This is a genomic window from Rhodobacter aestuarii (assembly GCF_900156655.1).
Classification (GTDB): Bacteria; Pseudomonadota; Alphaproteobacteria; order Rhodobacterales; family Rhodobacteraceae; genus Rhodobacter; species Rhodobacter aestuarii.
The window spans coordinates 19,015-37,293 of record NZ_FTOG01000009.1; the positions used below are offsets into that span (position 1 = coordinate 19,015).

An 18,279-nucleotide genomic window follows, 5' to 3' on the forward strand; every position below is an offset into this window, starting at 1 on the left:
CGCCCATGTTCGACAAGATCCTGATCGCCAACCGGGGCGAGATCGCGCTGCGCGTGATCCGAGCCGCCCGCGAGATGGGGATCGCCTCGGTCGCGGTGCATTCCGTCGCGGACGCCGATGCGATGCATGTCCGCATGGCTGATGAAAGCGTCTGCATCGGGCCGAACCCGTCGTCGGAAAGCTATCTGTCGATCCCGGCGATTGTGGCGGCCTGTGAAATCACCGGCGCGCAAGCGATTCACCCCGGCTACGGCTTCCTTTCGGAAAACGCGACCTTCGTGCAGGTGCTTGAAGATCACGGCATCGCCTTCATCGGCCCCAAGGCGGAGCATATCCGCATCATGGGCGATAAGATCACCGCGAAAGACACGGCCAAGAAACTGGGTATTCCGGTTGTGCCGGGCTCGGATGGCGGTGTGCCCGATGTCGAGGCCGCGAAGAAAGTTGCCGCCGAGATTGGCTATCCGGTGATCATCAAAGCCACCGCGGGTGGTGGCGGGCGCGGCATGAAAGTCGCGCTCAACGCCGATGAGATCGAGATCGCCTTCCGCACAGCGCGCTCGGAAGCGAAAGCCGCCTTCGGCAATGACGAGGTTTACATGGAGAAATATCTCCAAAAACCGCGTCACATCGAGGTGCAGGTCTTTGGCGATGGCCGTGGCCGCGCGGTGCATTTGGGCGAGCGCGATTGCTCGCTGCAACGCCGCCACCAAAAGGTGTTTGAAGAGGCCCCCGGCCCTTGCATCACCCCCGAACAGCGCGACCGGATCGGCATGATCTGCGCCAATGCGATGGGCGAGCTCGGCTATTCGGGCGCGGGCACGATCGAATTCCTGTTCGAAGATGGCGAGTTCTACTTCATCGAGATGAACACCCGTTTGCAGGTGGAACATCCGGTGACCGAGGGCATCTTTGGCGTGGACCTCGTGCGCGAGCAAATCCGCGTCGCGGCGGGCGAGGAAATGAGCTTCCGTCAAGAAGACCTGCAAATCCGCGGCCATGCGATTGAAGTGCGGATCAACGCGGAGCGGCTGCCGAATTTCGCGCCCTGCCCCGGCAAGATCACGCAATACCATGCCCCCGGCGGGCTGGGCGTGCGGATCGATTCGGCGTTGTATGACGGCTATAAAATCCCGCCCTATTACGACAGCTTGATCGGCAAGCTGATCGTGCATGGGCTTGATCGGCAAGAGGCTTTGGCGCGGCTCAACCGGGCCTTGGGCGAGCTGATCGTGGATGGCGTGGACACCACGATCCCGCTGTTCCGCCAGCTTCTGGAAGAGCCCGATATTCAGGGCGGCGACTACTCGATCCACTGGCTCGAGAAATGGCTCGCCCGCACCTACGGCTAACGAAAGCGCCCCCGAAAGGGGGCGTTTTTCTTAGGCTCTCGGGCGCAGATACGCTGTGCCGCGGCGCTTCGTTTCGGGGCGGTAATAATCAAAGACCGGCCCGCGCTTGCCCTGCGGCACCAGTTCCCAATCGGCCCATTCCACGGTGTAGCCCAAGACATCGGCCATCGCCTCCAGCGCCGTCACACTCGGGATGCCGATCAGCGCCTTTTCCTGTCCCTCGGTCTGCGGCAGCGCATTGAGGTCTTTCGATGGGTCTTCGCGGATCAGCATGATCACCTGACCGGGGCGCAGCGCAAATTCACTATCAATCACGATCAGCTTCGGCTTGAACCGGGTCACCAACTGCAGCAGCCGGAAATGGTCCATGATGTGATAGAAAATACCCAAAACCCCAATCACATCATAGGCTTCGCCAGCCTTTAGCTCGGCTTCCAGCCCCTCGAAAATATCGCCGACGCGCAGATCAACACGATCCTTCGCCAACCCTTCGGGAAACTGCTGAAAGCGCTCCACCAGATGCGGGCGGCCCTCGATCCCCACCACCTCGCGCGCGCCCGCAGAGGCAAAAGCGTAAGACCAGCGCCCGTCATGGGCGGCAAGGTCCAGAACACGTGCGCCTTGCAACTCTTTGCGGATTGGTTCGATCAGGTAATCATGGCGCAGATTGAGCCGCTTAATCCCCGGCTTATCTTCGGCGTAACGGTCGAGACCCTGAAGAAAATTGAAAAATCCCATGGTATTGCCGCTTTTTCCTGTCTATTTCGGGAAGACTAGGGGCAACAGTGGCAATTGGCAACAAATGGCGGTGAAGCTCAGCCCAGACCTTCTGATCTCGGCCTATGCGCAGGGCATTTTTCCGATGGCGGCCGCGCGCGACGCGACCGAGTTGCATTGGTTTGAGCCGCGCCTGCGTGGGATCATTCCCTTGAACAATCTCCACATTTCACGCTCGCTGGCCCGCGAAATGCGCCAGATGCCTTATACAATTCGCACCGACACCGCCTTTCGCGCCGTGGTGGAAGGGTGCGCGGAGCGCGACGAAACTTGGATCAACGACGCGCTGTTTGAGCTTTATGACGCGCTACACGCGATGGGCGCGGCCCATGCGCTTGAGGTGTGGGAGGGCGAAACGCTCGTGGGCGGCATTTTCGGCGTCACCTTGGGCGGGGCCTTCTTTGGTGAAAGCATGTTCTCGCGCCGCCGCAGCGCCTCAAAAATCGCGCTCGCCTATACGGTGGACCGGCTGCTTCGCGCAGGCTTTGTGCTGTTTGATACGCAATATCTGACGCCGCATCTCAAAAGCATGGGCGGGGTGGAAATCCCCCGGGCGATCTATCGCCAGCGGTTGGCAGAGGCACTGGCGGTGACAGCGGATTTCACCGCGCCCGAGATCCCCGATGTTCAGTCAATCTTGCAGCGCAGAACCCAAACATCGTAGCGCTGATGATCCAGCGCCGAAAGTGCCGGGTTTTGCGCGATCATCCAGCCCTGAAACACCACCTCATCAACCGAACGGTCGGTGATTTCCAAGTAGGCATAGGCGTTTGAGGCCGGGTCTTCTGCCGGGTAACGGCATTGCACCAAGCGCACCGACAGCGAGCCGTAATCGACCGTATCCCCCACTGAGAGCGTGATATCGCTCGCCGCAGCGGCGATTTTATCCAACCCGCGCAGATAGGCGCCGGGCGCATCGGCCAAGCCCTCGGGCGCCTCTTGCGCGCAAAGCGCAGAGCCCGAAAGAACAATCGCCATCAAGGCCTTGCGGATCATTGGCTGTCCTCCGAGCCGCCGCCCGCAAATTTCATCAGCAGCCCGAGCGTCGAGACCGCGCCCTGCGTGTCGATCACCTCTTCGCCGGGGCCAAGGTTGATCAAGCTACCACCGGGCAGGATTTCGACGAAAGCGCCGCCCAAAAGCCCCTCAGAAGCAACGATCACTTGGGAATCATCCGGGATCTCGATCCCGTCTTGCACGCTAAAGGTGGTGTCGGCAAAAAACGTCTGGGTGTTAAGCGCGATATCGGTGACCGTGCCGATCTTGACGCCCGCCATCCGCACATCGGTGCCAAGGCTCACCCCTTCCACCGAGCGGAAAGAGGCTTTCAGCGGATAACTCCCCGCCCCGGTCGAGAGCCCATGCCCCTGCCCGGCCCAAAGAAAAAAGCCGACCGCAACGGCCAAAACAGCCGCACCGGTCAGCACTTCGACGCGATTCTCGCTCATCTTAAAGATCCTGTTGCCGGATCACTCCGGCTGCCATGCCTCATAGTCGCGGCGCTCCACCGGCGCGGCGCGGCGCAGCGACCCCGGTGGAATATAGGCCGAGGCCAAACCCGTTTGGTTTTCTTGGTGGGGCAGTTCCCACCCCTTATGCGCCAAGGGCTTGGTGGTCGGCGGCTCGTCCCAGGTGTGGTGCATCCAGCCATGCCAATCCGGCGGAATGCGGCTGGCTTGGCATTCGCCATTGTAGATGACCCAGCGGCGCTTGCCGTCTTTGCTTTGGAAATAGCGGTTGCCTTCGGCATCTTCCCCGACCTTCACGCCGTTGCGGGCGGTATAGATCTGGGTGCCAAGGGTCTGGTCGTTCCACCAGGTCAGCAGGCGCAGCAGGAATTTCATCGTCTCTCTCCCAGCATTTGCCCCCTTATAGCGGGTGCGACAATTACGTCCAGCCCCTCGCGCGGGCGGCAAAAACAAAGGGCGGGTTTCCCCGCCCTTTTCCCCAAGCTTCGGGGCTTAACCAGCCGATTTCGGCTCTTTTTTCGCGTCGTCGGCGTAAATCAACAGCGGCTTGGCGCTGCCACCCACTTCGACGGCCTCTTCGTTGACCACCACCTCTTGCACGTTTTCCATGCCGGGCAGTTCAAACATCGTGTCGAGCAGGATGTCTTCGAGGATCGAGCGCAGCCCCCGCGCCCCGGTTTTGCGTTGGATCGCCCGCGCGGCAATCGCATTAAGCGCATCGGGGGTGAAGGTCAGCTTCACGTCTTCAATCTCGAAGAGACGTTGGTATTGCTTGACCAAAGCGTTTTTCGGCTCGGTCAAAATCGTCACCAGTGCCGCTTCATCAAGGTCTTCCAGCGTCGCAATCACCGGCAGACGGCCAACGAATTCCGGGATCAGGCCGAATTTCAGCAGATCTTCCGGTTCGAGCTCTTTGAACAGCTCGCCCGCACCACGCGATTCCGGATCTTTCACATCCGCGCCAAAGCCCATCGCCGAGCCTTTGCCGCGTTGCGCGATGATTCGATCCAAGCCAGCGAAAGCGCCGCCGCAGATAAACAGGATGTTGGTCGTATCCACTTGCAGGAATTCCTGCTGCGGATGCTTGCGGCCCCCTTGCGGCGGCACCGAAGCGACCGTGCCTTCCATGATCTTGAGAAGGGCCTGCTGCACGCCCTCGCCCGACACGTCGCGGGTGATCGAGGGGTTGTCCGACTTGCGGGTGATCTTATCGACCTCGTCGATATACACGATGCCGCGCTGCGCCCGCTCGACGTTATATTCCGACGCCTGCAGAAGCTTGAGGATGATGTTTTCCACATCCTCGCCCACGTAACCCGCTTCGGTCAGCGTGGTGGCATCGGCCATCGTGAAGGGCACATCCAGAATACGCGCCAGCGTTTGCGCCAGAAGCGTTTTACCGCAGCCCGTCGGGCCGATCAGCAGAATGTTCGATTTCGCCAGTTCCACATCCTGCTTGGAGGCGTGGTTGAGACGCTTGTAGTGGTTGTGCACGGCCACGGCGAGCACGCGCTTGGCATGCATTTGGCCGATCACGTAATCATCAAGCACTTTGGCAATGTCGCGCGGGGTCGGCACGCCATCGGTGGCCTTCAGGCCGGTGGTTTTCGTCTCCTCGCGGATGATGTCCATACACAGTTCGACACATTCGTCGCAGATGAACACCGTCGGGCCGGCGATGAGTTTGCGCACCTCATGCTGGCTCTTGCCGCAGAACGAGCAGTAGAGCGTGTTCTTGCTGTCGGAGCCTTGATTGTTCGCCATCGTCATCCTCAAAATGCCCCCAAGGGGCTGTGGTGGGCTGTCCTTAAAGTCTAGGGCAGCCCCACGTTGTTCTCAATCGTAAATTCCCCACTCCGGTTAAGGCGGGTCATCCTACTGTTACTTTTCGCCATCCAAGCCTGGGCGGGCGGCGAGAATTTCATCAATGTGGCCCCATTCCAGCGCCTCTTCGGGCGACATGAAGCGGTCACGTTCCAGAGCCTCACCCACTTCTTCCATCGTGCGGCCGGTGTGCTTCACGTAGATTTCGTAGAGACGTTGGCGAATCTTTTCGGTTTCGCGCGCATGGATCATGATATCGGTCGCCTGACCTTGGAACCCGCCGGACGGCTGGTGCACCATGATCCGCGAATTCGGCAGCGAGAAGCGCATGCCCTTTTCGCCCGCGCAAGAAATCACCGAGCCCATCGAAGCGGCTTGGCCAATCACCAGCGTCGACACTTTCGGGCGGATGTATTGCATCGTGTCATAGATCGCGAGACCCGAGGTCACAACGCCGCCGGGGCTGTTGATATACATCGAAATCTCTTTCGACGGGTTCTCGGCCTCAAGGAACAAAAGCTGCGCGCAGATCAGGCTCGACATGCCATCATGGAACGGGCCCGCAAGGAAGATGATCCGTTCCTTGAGCAGTCGCGAGAAGATGTCATAGGCCCGCTCGCCGCGCGAGGTTTGCTCGACCACCATCGGCACGAGCGTGTTCATGTAAAGGTCGACCGGATCTTTCATCTGCTGCCTCTCCTGATAATGCTCGCACAGCTTTAGCGCGAGATACTTACCTGAGTCTTAGTGTTGCCACGCCCACCCTGCAAGGGCGGCCACAGGAAAAGCGCATCCGCTCCCCCGCTTTGGAATGATTCTTGGCGATTCACGGCCCGTAAAGAGTTGCTGGCTAGTCTGTGCGACAATTCTACACGGGGAATCCGTTCCCCAAACCGGAGCAACTGCATGAAGACCCGTCTCTTCTCCCTTGCGCTGATCCTTGTGGCGGCGCCCGTACTGGCCGAAGATTTTTCGGCGCAGGTCGCGGCCACCGTCGAAAAAGACCTTCGCGGCTGGGCCAAAGATCCCGCTTTGATTGAGGCCGTCAAAGCCGCCAATGCCGAACGCGGGGATATTCCGCAAGAAGAGATCGACGCGCTCGACCAAACATGGCGCGCCGAGATTGACGGGGCAGAACAACCGATGATCGACGCGATTCTGGCGCTGCCGGTGTCACTATCGCTGCGCGATAAGGTGCATGCATCGCGTGGCCATATCTCCGAAATCTTTGTGATGGACAAAAATGGCCTCAACGTCGTGCAAGCCATGCCCACCTCAGACTTTTGGCAGGGCGATGAGGCGAAATTCCAAGAAACCTACCCGAAAGGTGCCGGTGCCGTGCATGTCAGCGAGGTGGAATTCGATGAATCCACGCAGACTTATCAGGTGCAGGCCTCCTTTACCGTCAACGACCCTGAAACCGGCGCGCCCATCGGCGCCATGACCGTCGGCCTCAACGCCGAAATGATCGAATAACTAGTACATGAGGCCAGCGATGAGCGCCAAATCGACCGGATCCGTCCCGTTCTTTAATTCCAGCTTCTTCCGAGCGGCCCTTCTGGTGCTGCTGTCGGCCTCGGCCATCGTGGTTGCGATGACCTGGCTCAACCTCCGTTCGACCACCGATATTGCGATGCACCAGTTGCAAGATCAGGCGCATGGGTCGAGCGAGATCATCATCAAGCAGCTTGTCGCGCCCGTGCGCTTCGGCGATGGCGAGCGAATCTCGAATATCTTCACTTCGGTGATCGACGATCCCTCCAACCCGGCGAACGGGATGATTGCCACCGATGCAGAAGGCAATGAACTCGCCAGCTACGTGATCCACGATTCCGATCTGGCACCGATGCACGCCTTGATCCAAGAATCGATCGCAACGGGAGAGGAAATCTTCTCAGACGATCACCTGACCAACGTCCATCCGGTCAAACTGCCCAATGGCACCACGGTGGGTTATTTCGCTTCGACCTGGTCGGATGACCCGACCGTCGCCGCGATTTCTGCCTCCATACGGCACAGCCTGATCGTGGCAATTTCGATTCTGGTCGTGGCGCTTGTCGCCACCTCGCTCGTGTTCCGGTCGATGATCTCGACCCGTCTTGGTCGGATCACCAATGCCATGGCCTCTATCGCCGGGGGCGCGCTGCAAACCCAAGTGCCCGAGACCAACGGCAAGGATGAAATCGGCAAAATCGCGCAATCGCTCGAATCGTTCCGCGAAAAACTCGCCAAGTCTGAGGAAGACAGCCGCGAGGGCTTGTTCCGCGGCGCGGCCTATAACTACTCCTCCGCGGCGATGATGCTGCTCGACGGCGAAGGCAATGTGAAAGCCACCAACCCCGCGTTGATGGCGCTTTTTGCCGAGAACATTGATGATTTCCGCTCCGTCAAACCGGATTTTGCCCCGGAAACACTGGTGGGCCGTCCCTTCACCTATTTCCACCGCGCAGGCTCCAAGCAGCATATGGCGCTGAATCCCGACAGAATGCCGATGTCGGGCGAGTTCCCGATTGGCAAAGGTTTTTACAGCCTGTCGATCAGCCTGATCCCGGATACCGATGGCTCTGTGCTCGGCTATGCGGTGGAGTGGAAAAATGTCACCGAAGAAAAACGCAACGCCGCCACCACCGAGGCGATCGACGCGACCCAGCTGCGGGTGGAATTCACCCCCGATGGCAAAATGACCGCTGCCAACGTCGCCATGTGCATGATGACGCAAATGGACGAAGCCGAGCTGATCGGGCAGGACTTCTCGCAAGGAATCACCGTCGCCGCCACGGGCGAACCGGCCTTTGAGGTGATTGCGCGCGGCGAATCCGTGATTGGCCGCCTCAAAGTGGCACTGCCGATGGGCGAAGTGCTGCTTAACGGCGCCATGACCCCGGTGCGTGACCGCGCTGGCAAAATTCAGCGTGTCATTGGCATTGGCGCCGATGTGACCGATGTGGAAGCGCGCGAAACCCGTAGCCAAGCCGAACGCGAACGCGTCGTGGCCGAACAGCGCCGAGTCGTTGAGAAGCTGCGCGCCGCGCTCAATGCGCTGTCGAGTGGCGATCTGACGTATAAAATCGCGGAAGCCTTCCCGGGCGACTACGAAACCCTGCGCCTCGACTTCAACGAAGCCACCGCGAAACTGCGCGATGCGATGCAGATCGTGATGGAAAACTCGGAAACGATCCACACCGAGTCGGGCAGCATCTCGCGCGCCGCCGATGATCTGTCGCGTCGCACCGAACAACAGGCCGCCACGCTGGAAGAAACCGCCGCCGCGCTGAACGAACTCACCGCTTCGGTGAAATCGGCGGCCGAACGCACGCTCAAAGCCAATGACATGGTGACGAAAGCGCGCCGCAACACCGAAGAAAGCGGCCAAGTGGTGCGCGAAGCGGTGCAAGCGATGGGCGAGATTTCGGAAAGCTCGAACAAAATCTCCAAAATCACCTCGGTGATCGAGGAAATCTCGTTCCAAACCAACCTTCTGGCGCTGAACGCCGGGGTCGAGGCCGCCCGCGCGGGCGAGGCTGGGCGCGGCTTTGCCGTTGTCGCCTCGGAAGTGCGTGCGCTGGCGCAACGCTCCTCGGAAGCGGCGCGTGAAATTGCAGCGCTGATCTCTGACAGCTCGGCGCAGGTCAAACGCGGTGTGGATCTTGTGGGCCAAGCGGGCAATGCGCTTGAAGGCATTCAGGGCTCGGTCGGTTCGATCGTGACCTTCATGTCGGAAATCACCTCGGCCACCTCCGAACAATCGGCGGGCCTGAGCGAGGTGAACACCGCGATCACCCAGCTTGATCAGGTGACCCAGCACAATGCCGCGATGTTCGAAGAAACCTCGGCGGCCAGCCAATCGCTGGTGCGCGAGGCCGATGGTCTGGCGATGACGATGGGCCGGTTCAACGTCGGGATGCCCGCGAACACGCCGAAAATGCCCGCGGCTGCGCCTGCTCCGGCCCCCGCAGCAGCGGCAGCCAAACCGGCGGCACCGCCTGCCCCGGCCAATAAGGCCCCGGCCCCGCCGCCGCCCGCACCGGCGCGCCGCGCTGGTGGCGGTGGCCTGACCGCTGTGGCGGTGAAATCCACCCCGGCTGAGGACAACTGGGAAGATTTCTAAGCCGCGTCAGCTACCGCGATAGGTCGAATAGCCGTAAGGCGAGAGAAGTAGGGGCACATGGTAATGTGCCCCTTCATCATTGATGCCAAAGCGAATGGGCACCACATCCAAAAACAGCGGCTCGGCCCCGCCTTGCCCGCTGCCGCGCAGGTAATCGCCCGCATGAAAGATCAGCTCATAGACCCCGCAGGCGAAGTCTTGGGCAGGCAAAATCGGTGTATCGGTGCGGCCATCGGCATTGCTGACCCGCTCGGCCAACACCTCGGCCCCGGTTTCCGTGATCCGGCTGAGCACGATGCGCAGCCCCGCCGCCGGGCAGCCCCGCGCCGTATCCAGCACATGCGTTGTCAGATATCCTGCCATTGGGTCTCCTTTGCGCGCGCAAGCGCAAACTGTTGATTTCCTTTCCGAGAAAAACCTGAAATCCTCGCCACGGCAAGCGGTTGCCGTGGAGATAACAATGACCCGATACGACAGAGACATGCGCGGTTACGGCGCCCATCCCCCCAATGCGCAATGGCCGGGGGGCGCAAAGGTCGCGATTTCGTTGGTTCTGAACTATGAAGAGGGCGGCGAAAACTGCGTGGCGCATGGCGATGCGGCCTCCGAAGCGTTTCTGAGCGATATTGCGGGCGCCGCGCAATGGCCCGGCCAGCGCCATTGGAATATGGAATCGATTTACGAATACGGCGCGCGCGCGGGCTTTTGGCGCCTGCACCGCCTGTTCACCGAGATGGGCCTTCCGATCACCATTTACGGTGTGGCGACCGCGCTGGCCCGCAGCCCGGAACAGGTGGCCGCAATGAAAGCGGCGGGCTGGGAGATTGCCAGCCACGGGCTGAAATGGGTCGAACACCGCGACATGCCCGAAGAAGAAGAACGCCGCCAGATTGCCGAGGCGATCCGCCTGCACGCCGAAGTGGTGGGCGAACGCCCGCGCGGCTGGTATACGGGGCGCTGTTCCTTCAACACCGTGCGGCTCACCGCCGAAGAAGGCGGTTTTGATTGGATTTCAGACACTTACGACGACGATCTTCCCTATTGGAAGCGCGTCGGCGACCGTGATCAATTGATCATCCCCTATACGCTGGAAGCCAATGACATGCGCTTTGCCACGGCCCCGGGCTATATTGAGGGCGAGCAGTTCTTCACCTACCTGCGCGACGCCTTTGATACGCTTTATGCCGAGGGCGAGGCGGGCGCGGCGAAGATGTTCTCGATCGGGCTGCATTGTCGGCTGATTGGTCGCCCCGGCAAAGTGGCTGGCCTGAAGCGGTTCTTGGACTATGCCCGCAGCCATGAAGGCGTTTGGTTTGCCACGCGCGGCGAGATTGCCGCCCATTGGGCCGCGACCCATCCGCCCAAAGCGCTCGACCGCCCCAGCAAAATGAGCCAAGCGGATTTTGTCCAAGCCTTTGGCGGCATTTACGAACATTCCCCTTGGGTGGCCGAGGTCGCGCATGGGTTGGAGCTTGGCCCCGCGCATGATTGTCATGAAGGCGTGGCGAGCGCGCTGGCCCGTGCCTTCCGCGCCGCGCCCGAAGACAAGCGCTTGGCCGTGTTGCAAGCCCACCCGGACCTTGCGGGCAAGCTCGCCCAGGCCAAACGACTGACAGCAGAAAGCACCGCCGAGCAAGCCTCCGCCGGGCTGGATGCGCTGACGGATGACGAGCGCGCCACCTTTGAGGGGCTGAATGCCGCCTATACCGCGAAACTCGGCTTCCCCTTCATCATCGCGGTGAAAGACAACACCAAGGCCACGATCCTTGCCGCCTTCCAACGCCGGCTCGAAAACGACCGCGCCACCGAATTTGCCGAGGCCTGCGCGCAAGTGGAGCGCATCGCTTGGCACCGCCTGAAAGAGGTTTTCGCATGAGTGACTATTACACCCCCCCCGGCGGGCTGCCGCCGCAAACCGCGCTGATGACAGGCCGTGCGGTCTTCACCGAGGCCTATGCAGTGATCCCGAAGGGCTGCTTTTCTGACATTGTGACCAGCTTCTTGCCGGGTTGGAGCGAAACGAAAATGTGGCTCATCGCCCGCCCGATGACCGGCTTTTCGGAAACTTTCAGCCAATATGTGATGGAAGTGGGCGCCGATGGCGGCTCTGACAGCCCCGAAACCGAAGAGGGCGTGGAGCATGTGCTGTTCATCACCTCAGGCGCGATGTGGCTGTCCCTTGATGGGCAGGAGCATGAACTCTCGGCGGGCGGCTATGCCTATATTCCGCCGGGCTGCGACTGGGCGGTGAAAAACGGCGCCGATGATCCTTTGCGCTTTCACTGGCTTCGCAAGCGCTACGAGCCCGTCAAGGGGATCGAGACCCCCGAAGCTTTCGTGACGAACGAGCGCGAAATTGCCCCGGTGGCGATGCCCGACACCCAAGGCCGCTGGGCCACCACGCGCTTTGTCGACCCGACCGATCTGCGCCACGACATGCATGTGAATATCGTCACCTTCCAACCCGGCGGGCTCATTCCGTTTGAGGAAACCCATGTGATGGAGCACGGGCTTTACGTGCTGGAAGGCAAAGCGGTCTACAAACTCAACCGCGATTGGGTCGAGGTGGAAGCCGGCGATTTCATGTGGCTCCGCGCCTATTGCCCGCAGGCGTGTTACGCCGCCGGGCCCGGCCCGTTCCGCTACCTGCTTTACAAAGACGTCAACCGCCACGCCCGTTTGGGCGGTGTTTTGGGGCGGTAAACCTATTGGCCCGGGCGACCAGTCCGGGCCAACCGCACTTTAGCCCAACCAAGCCTCGTAATCCGAAACCAGCAGGTAAAGCGGGTCTTCATCTTCCTCGATCTGGGCAAAGCGCCCGATCGGCTCGCGAAAGATATTGTCGGTGCGGTCGTCGTTGACGGTCGAAACCTCGCCAATCAGCACATCGCCGCCCTCGCCCCAGAACTTGTGCCAATTGCCGGGCATCAGCGTCACGCTTTCTCCGGGCGACAGGTAGAGCACCTCCCCCGCCGCAAGCCGCTTGGTGACGCCATCGCAGGCCACCAAAACTTCGGCCCCCGGATCAATCTGCCCCGCGGCATCGGAGGCAAACATCTCAATCGCCAAACTGGCCCCGCCGCGGTTGATGATATCTTCCGCCTTCACAACGTGCCGATGCATAGGCGAGATCTGATTGTGCCGCGAAATCATGATCTTCTCGGCGTAGCACATGCCAGACCCGCGCGCTAAATCCTCCGCGCGCCCGTTGCGGGTGGTGAACAAAAAGAGCCCCAGATTGGCAAAATCCCCCTGCCCGTAATCGGTGATGTCCCAGCCCAGTCGGGCCGAGACGATCCCCTCAATCTCGCCCCGCCGGGCCTGCATCTCTGCGGGCGAGAAATAGGCAAAGGGCGGCAAAATATAGCCAAAAGAACGGATAAACCGATCCGCATCGCGGATGATTTCATTGATTTCTGAGCGTTTCATGGGGGCCTCCTTGGCACCAGCCTTGACGAAAGCGCCCCGCCCCGCAACAAAAAACGGGGGCCGAAGCCCCCGCCTTTCAAGCCTTTGGAAAGGCTTATTTCTGGGTGATGCGGCCATCGGTATAGGGCGTGTAGGGCGCATGCGCGGCCAAATACTCCGCCGTGACATCGGCCAGATCAGGGCCAAAGTCATAGGCGTTCATCCCCTCGGTCGCGAACATCTTATAGCCGTCGCCACCGCCACGCATGAAGTTGTTGGTCACCACGCCATAGCTGGCCTCAAGGTCGAGCGGCGCCCAAGCCTCGCCCGCGCCCACCATCACATCGCTGATCCGGCTGCCTGCGGGGGCGGCGGGGTCAAAGCTGTATTTCAGCCCGGCCACCTGCGGAAAACGCCCTGCGCCTTCTTCAATTTCGCTCACCCCGTTTTCCAGCGCGGCCAAAATTACCGACCCTTTCGCCTCAAAGGTCGAAAGCGTGTTTTGGAACGGCAGAACGGTATACACCTCGCCCATCGTCACCGGCCCCGCGTCAATCGAGGCGCGCAGCCCGCCGCCATTGGCAATCGCGATGGAAATGCCTTGGTCTTTCACCCGGTCAAGCATCGCATCGGCCACAAGGTTGCCCATCGCGCATTCGCCCGCACGGCAAACCTCGCGCGCGCCCTCAATCGCGGCGGCGGCCTCGGCCACCACTTCCTCGCGCACCTCGGCAATCGGCACCGCCAGTTCGGCCACCCGCGCCGCCAAAACCGGGTCCGGCGTCACCGAAGCATCAAGCAAAATCGGTTCGCCCGTGGCCGATTTCAGATGGCCCGCATCGTCAAAGGTCAGCACCAAATGGCCAAGGTATTTCGAATAGGCATAGGCAGAGACCACCGGCACATCGCCCACCATCGTCGGGTAAGCTTCGCCGCCCTCGCCAAACAGCGTGTGGCTATGCCCGCCCACCACCGCATCCAGCCCCGGCACGGCGGCGGCAATCTCTTGGTCTTTCACAAAGCCCGTATGCGGGATGGCGATGATTTTCGTCACGCCCTCGGCCTCAAGCGCAGCCACATCGGCCTTCAGGCTTTCAATCTCATCTTGAAAGAGCACATTCGGCCCCGGCGAAGAGGTCTCCACCGTATCGGTTGCCAGCGCCGAGATAATGCCGATCTTCTCGCCGCCGACCTCCAGCACGTATGTGCCGTGAATGCGGTCTTTCAACAGATCAGATTGGCTCACATCCAAATTGCCTGAGACCAGCGGGAACGGCACCGCATCCACAAAGGCCGCCAAAGCCTCTGGCCCATCGTCAAATTCGTGGTTGCCCACCGCCATCGCATCATAGCCAATGGCGCTCATGAACTCGGCCGTGTCCTTGCCCTTATAGGTGGTGTAGAACATCGAGCCTTGGAACTGGTCGCCCGCATCAAGCAAGATCACATTCTCGCCCGCAAGGTCCGCACGCATCTCGGCCACCTTGGCCGCCACCCGCGCAATACCGCCAAAGCATTTGCCCTCGGTCTCATCTTCTGCCGAGCAGGTACTGTCATATTTGTTGATCGATTCAATGCGGCTGTGCAGGTCATTGGTGTGCAGCACATGCAGCGTGTAATCGGCTTGCGCGGTGCCAGCCATCAGCACCAGCGCTGCGGAACTCAGCAAAAGGCGGCGGGTCATGAAATCCTCCGGAGTTGGGAATGGGCTGAGTGTGGCGTGAAGCCGCAGCGCTGTCAAAGCCCGTGCCAGCCACTGCCTGCCTTTTCATCTGCTGCCCAATGCATCGTCGGGATTGACGATTTTCAAGGCAAGGTCCATGAAAAGCCCATGCTGATCTACAAGATCTTCCGCCGCCCCGAATGGGATGCCCTTTGCGCCGCAGGTAAGACCTTAGGCGCGCCGATTGATTTGGCCGATGGGTTCATTCATTTCTCCACCGCCGCGCAGGTGGTGGAAACCGCCGCAAAACATTTCGCTTCCGAAAGCGATCTGGTTCTGGTGGCCGTCGCCGCTGAGCCTTTGGGCGCCGCGCTGAAATGGGAAGTGTCGCGCGGCGGCGCGCTTTTCCCCCATCTTTACCGGGCCTTGCGCCGCGAAGACGTGGCATGGGATACCGCGCTTCCGCTGGGCGTCTCGGGCCATATTTTCCCCGAGGGCTTGCTATGAGCATGATCGAGAAACTGGGTCTCAAGCTGATGCACCAGTTCGACCCGGAAACCGCGCATGGGCTGGCCCTTTCGGCGTTGCGCATGGGCGCGGTGCCGCTGCCCGGCCCGGTGACGGGCGCGCGGCTGGCCACCAAGCTTGCGGGGCTTGATCTGCCCAATCCGGTGGGACTTGCTGCGGGCTTTGACAAAAACGCCGTCGCGCTGCCTGCGCTGATGCGCGCGGGCTTTGGCTTTTTGGAAGTGGGCGCGGCCACACCGCGCGCGCAAGAGGGCAATCCGCGCCCGCGCCTTTGGCGGCTGAGCGAAGATCGCGCGGTGATCAACCGTTTTGGCTTCAACAACGAAGGCGTGGAGCCAATCGCCACCCGGCTGTCCGCGCGGCCTGCGGGCATCCCGGTGGGGCTCAACCTTGGCGCCAACAAAGACAGCGCCGACCGCGCCGCCGATTTTGCGCAGGTTCTGACCCGCGCAGGCGCGCAGATCGACTTTGCCACGGCGAACGTGAGTTCGCCCAACACCGAGAAACTGCGCGATTTGCAAGGCAAAGACGCGCTTTCCGCGCTGCTTGCGGGGGTGATCACCGCACGCGATGGTTTGGCCAAACCGATCCCGGTGTTTTTGAAAATCGCCCCCGATCTTGCCCCGGCAGAATTGGAAGATGTGGCCGAGGTGGCGCGCGCCTCTGGCATTGATGGGCTGATCGCCACCAACACCACGCTTTCGCGCGAAGGTTTGAAAAGTGCACATTCAAGCCAGATGGGCGGGCTTTCGGGCGCACCTTTGTTTGAAAAGTCCACTCGCATCCTTGCGCAGCTGTCCAAACTGACCGAGGGAAAATTGCCGATCATCGGCGTGGGCGGCATTGGTTCAGCCGAAGATGCCTATGAAAAAATCCGCGCTGGTGCGAGCGCGGTGCAGATCTATTCTGCGATGGTCTATCACGGCCTAAGCCTTGCGGGCGATATTGCGCGCGGGCTTGATGCGCTGCTGGCCCGCGATGGTTTTGCCAATCTGTCTGAGGCGGTGGGGACCGGGCGCGACCGCTGGCTTTAAGGCGCCGCGCCCCTAACCGTTCAGGTCTTTCAGCAAGCGCCCGTGTTTGCGCACCTCGGCCACCACATCGCCAAAGGTCAACAGCCCCCGCGATTTGAGCGCGGGCAGCAGTTTCAAAAACGCATCCGCCGTGGCGACGGTATCGCCAATCGCGGTATGGCGCGCCTCTTCGGGGATGGTGATGCCGAGCCGATGGGTCAGCGCATCAAGGCTATGCACCTCTGACTGGCCAAACACCACCGCCGAAAGCAGCACCGTATCGAGCACGGGGTTGTCAAAACTCAGCCCAATCGCGCCCTCTTTGCGGCGCAAAAACTCCATATCAAACGGGGCGTTATGGGCAATGAGCACGGCGCCTTCGGCAAATTTGTGAAACCGCCGCCCAACATCAATAATATCCGGGGCTTCGGCCACCATCGCATCGGAAATGCCATGCACCGCGGTCGAAACTTCGGGGATATGGCGGCCCGGATTGACCAAAGTGTCAAACACCTCGGTCTCGACCCGGCGGCCATTCACAATCCGCACCGCCGCGATTTGCACGATCTCATCGCCTTCGCTGGGCAAGAGCCCGGTGGTCTCGGTGTCAAAGACCACAAAATTCAGGTTCTCCAGCGGCGTCTTGGCCACCTCGCCCTCGCGCGCGCGGCCAAGCAGGTCAAAGTCATACACCACAGCGCGCGGCACCGGCGGCGGGCGTTTGGACACGCGGCGCGCCTCGCGCAATGGCAGGCAAATCCGCCCGCGCCCATCGCCCATATTTTCGGGCCAGATTTCAGAGGCATGGGCCGCAATCACCCGCCGCCCGGTGACATCTTCCATCCCCACTTGCAGCGGATCATCGAGCCAGCTTTCCAGCTCTGAAATCGGCACCTGGGGGCCGCGCCACTCCAGCGCGATCAACGCACCCGCGCCCTCTTCGGTGATCTCAAGGCGCATATCGCCCCGCTCCGGCCCCAGCCGTGCGACCAGCATGGCCAAAAGCGAGACCATCTCAAACCCTTCAAGCCGCAGCATCAAGGGCGCGGTCACCGCCATCAGATCGGGGCCCTCTTGCGCGGCGAGGCGCGCGCGCACCGCCTCGCCCAAATCGGAGGCGCGGATCATCGCAAGCGGCCACCAATCGGCCCGCATCGCCTCGTGCCGCTCAAAAAGCGTGTGGATCGCCGCGCCAAGGTTGGCCGCTTCGGCCCGCGCCGCGCCACGAAATTGCGCGCGCGCCTCGGGTTCCGTCGGGCCATCATCGGCAATCAACACGCCAGTTAGCGATTGCAACGCGGCGGCAGGGCGGCGGATGCGGTCAAACAACTCATCCATCAGCGCTTCGCGGCTCGCATGGGCGCGCATGTCAGACGACACATCGCGCAACGTCAGCACATAGCCCGCGCGGCGGGTCACGTGATGGTCTTCGCCCTCAGAAATAAGCCGCATCCGCGCGGCAAGCGTTTTGCCATCCGCCACACTGGCACACAAAAGATCCGAGGCGGCATCCGGGTCATCGGTTTCCAAAAGCCGCTCATAGGCATGGCAAATCGGCGCGCGGTGCAAATAATCAAACACCCGGCGGTCAAGCCCCGGCGCATGGGTCCCGCCCAAAAGATCGGTCGCTTGGCCATTATAGAAAACAAGCTGGTGCTCGGCGGTGCAAAGCAGCACTCCCACCGGCACGTCGCTCAAGAGCGTTTCCAGCCGCTCTTTTTCCTGCGCAAGACGCGTCGTTTCGCGTTGCACGGATTCGGTCAGCGCAGAGCGCGTTTCGTTCAAATGCTGGGTGATCGCCGCCGCTGCCGGGGCCAAATCGCCCAAATAGCGCGCGGTTTCGGCATCAAGCTCGGTTTCCACCTGCGCATGGGTGCGCGCGCGAATGCCCCCCGCCAGCCGCTCAATCGGCTTGGCAAGGTTTTCATCGAACAAGAACCAAACAGCGGTGATCAGCCCGGTGATCACAAAGCCCGCCACCACGCCACCAATGATGAACCCATCCAGCGCCTCTGGCTCGCCCAGCTTTTCAAAGCCAAAGACCAGCCCCGCTACCAGCGCCGCAATATTGCCCAAGGCGAGCGCCGCGAAAAACAAAAACACGCGCAGACGCAGGCTCAGCCGGGCAAGGTTCATC

At 61.1% G+C, this 18,279-nt stretch carries 18 protein-coding genes; 8 read left to right on the plus strand and 10 right to left on the minus strand.

Features of this window, described 5'->3' with window-relative positions:
* Positions 1-5: 5 nt before the first annotated feature.
* The gene (gene accC, locus BW967_RS13080; RefSeq protein WP_076485542.1) at positions 6-1,352 is read left to right on the plus strand and encodes an acetyl-CoA carboxylase biotin carboxylase subunit; all 1,347 of its coding nucleotides are present in this window, start codon (positions 6-8) and stop codon (positions 1,350-1,352) included.
* A 30-nt stretch (positions 1,353-1,382) separates the two neighbouring features.
* Here the strand turns inward: accC and BW967_RS13085 are convergent, their stop codons facing one another.
* On the minus strand, positions 1,383-2,090 hold the full coding sequence (locus tag BW967_RS13085) for a class I SAM-dependent methyltransferase (RefSeq protein ID WP_076485543.1): 708 nt from the start codon (positions 2,088-2,090) through the stop codon (positions 1,383-1,385).
* 64 nt (positions 2,091-2,154) lie between these two features.
* On the opposite strand from BW967_RS13085, the gene aat reads away from it, so the two are divergent.
* Positions 2,155-2,793 (plus strand): leucyl/phenylalanyl-tRNA--protein transferase, encoded by a 639-nt coding sequence (aat, locus tag BW967_RS13090; RefSeq protein WP_108188571.1) that lies wholly within the window; start codon positions 2,155-2,157, stop codon positions 2,791-2,793.
* Here the strand turns inward: aat and BW967_RS13095 are convergent.
* From BW967_RS13095 to BW967_RS13115, 5 genes are all read right to left on the minus strand, one after another.
* Complete coding sequence (locus tag BW967_RS13095; RefSeq protein ID WP_076485544.1) at positions 2,757-3,125, minus strand: DUF2155 domain-containing protein; 369 nt, start codon at positions 3,123-3,125, stop codon at positions 2,757-2,759. The two genes, aat and BW967_RS13095, sit on opposite strands and share 37 nt — an antisense overlap.
* Complete coding sequence (mlaD, locus tag BW967_RS13100) at positions 3,122-3,577, minus strand: outer membrane lipid asymmetry maintenance protein MlaD (protein WP_076485545.1); 456 nt, start codon at positions 3,575-3,577, stop codon at positions 3,122-3,124. Before mlaD ends, BW967_RS13095 begins: the two co-directional genes overlap by 4 nt.
* Before the next feature lie 21 nt (positions 3,578-3,598).
* On the minus strand, positions 3,599-3,973 hold the full coding sequence (locus tag BW967_RS13105; RefSeq protein WP_076485546.1) for an NADH:ubiquinone oxidoreductase subunit NDUFA12: 375 nt from the start codon (positions 3,971-3,973) through the stop codon (positions 3,599-3,601).
* Between the two features lie 117 nt (positions 3,974-4,090).
* Positions 4,091-5,362, minus strand: coding sequence for an ATP-dependent Clp protease ATP-binding subunit ClpX (gene clpX / locus BW967_RS13110; protein ID WP_076485547.1), 1,272 nt, complete (start codon positions 5,360-5,362; stop codon positions 4,091-4,093).
* A 117-nt stretch (positions 5,363-5,479) separates the two neighbouring features.
* Positions 5,480-6,109, minus strand: a complete 630-nt coding sequence (locus BW967_RS13115; RefSeq protein ID WP_076485548.1) for an ATP-dependent Clp protease proteolytic subunit — start codon at positions 6,107-6,109, stop codon at positions 5,480-5,482.
* A gap of 219 nt (positions 6,110-6,328) precedes the next feature.
* Between BW967_RS13115 and BW967_RS13120 the strand changes: the two genes are divergently transcribed.
* Positions 6,329-6,898 carry a hypothetical protein gene (locus BW967_RS13120; RefSeq protein WP_076485549.1) on the plus strand — a complete coding sequence of 190 codons (570 nt, stop codon included), beginning with the start codon at positions 6,329-6,331 and terminating at the stop codon, positions 6,896-6,898.
* 19 nt (positions 6,899-6,917) lie between these two features.
* A complete protein-coding gene (locus BW967_RS13125; RefSeq protein WP_076485550.1) occupies positions 6,918-9,530 on the plus strand; it encodes a methyl-accepting chemotaxis protein in 2,613 nt (870 codons plus the stop codon).
* Between the two features lie 6 nt (positions 9,531-9,536).
* Here the strand turns inward: BW967_RS13125 and uraH are convergent, their stop codons facing one another.
* Entirely contained in the window at positions 9,537-9,893 is a 357-nt protein-coding gene (gene uraH / locus BW967_RS13130) for a hydroxyisourate hydrolase (RefSeq protein WP_076485551.1), read from the minus strand.
* Positions 9,894-9,990: 97 nt separating this feature from the next.
* Between uraH and puuE the strand changes: the two genes are divergently transcribed.
* Both puuE and BW967_RS13140 read left to right on the plus strand, forming a co-directional pair.
* Positions 9,991-11,406 (plus strand): allantoinase PuuE, encoded by a 1,416-nt coding sequence (puuE, locus tag BW967_RS13135; protein WP_076485552.1) that lies wholly within the window; start codon positions 9,991-9,993, stop codon positions 11,404-11,406.
* The gene (locus tag BW967_RS13140; RefSeq protein WP_076485553.1) at positions 11,403-12,233 is read left to right on the plus strand and encodes a bifunctional allantoicase/(S)-ureidoglycine aminohydrolase; all 831 of its coding nucleotides are present in this window, start codon (positions 11,403-11,405) and stop codon (positions 12,231-12,233) included. The genes puuE and BW967_RS13140 overlap by 4 nt, the downstream gene beginning before the upstream one ends.
* A 39-nt stretch (positions 12,234-12,272) precedes the next feature.
* On the opposite strand, the gene BW967_RS13145 is transcribed toward BW967_RS13140, so the two are convergent.
* The gene (locus BW967_RS13145; protein WP_076485554.1) at positions 12,273-12,959 is read right to left on the minus strand and encodes a D-lyxose/D-mannose family sugar isomerase; all 687 of its coding nucleotides are present in this window, start codon (positions 12,957-12,959) and stop codon (positions 12,273-12,275) included.
* 94 nt (positions 12,960-13,053) lie between these two features.
* Complete coding sequence (locus BW967_RS13150; RefSeq protein ID WP_076485555.1) at positions 13,054-14,622, minus strand: bifunctional metallophosphatase/5'-nucleotidase; 1,569 nt, start codon at positions 14,620-14,622, stop codon at positions 13,054-13,056.
* A gap of 147 nt (positions 14,623-14,769) precedes the next feature.
* Here BW967_RS13150 and BW967_RS13155 point away from each other — a divergent pair, with 147 nt between their 5' ends.
* Positions 14,770-15,108, plus strand: a complete 339-nt coding sequence (locus BW967_RS13155; RefSeq protein WP_076485556.1) for a DUF952 domain-containing protein — start codon at positions 14,770-14,772, stop codon at positions 15,106-15,108.
* The gene (locus BW967_RS13160; protein ID WP_076485557.1) at positions 15,105-16,163 is read left to right on the plus strand and encodes a quinone-dependent dihydroorotate dehydrogenase; all 1,059 of its coding nucleotides are present in this window, start codon (positions 15,105-15,107) and stop codon (positions 16,161-16,163) included. The genes BW967_RS13155 and BW967_RS13160 overlap by 4 nt, the downstream gene beginning before the upstream one ends.
* 12 nt (positions 16,164-16,175) lie before the next feature.
* On the opposite strand, the gene BW967_RS13165 is transcribed toward BW967_RS13160, so the two are convergent.
* Entirely contained in the window at positions 16,176-18,278 is a 2,103-nt protein-coding gene (locus BW967_RS13165; RefSeq protein ID WP_076485558.1) for a 3'-5' exonuclease, read from the minus strand.
* Between the last annotated feature and the right edge of the window lies 1 nt (position 18,279).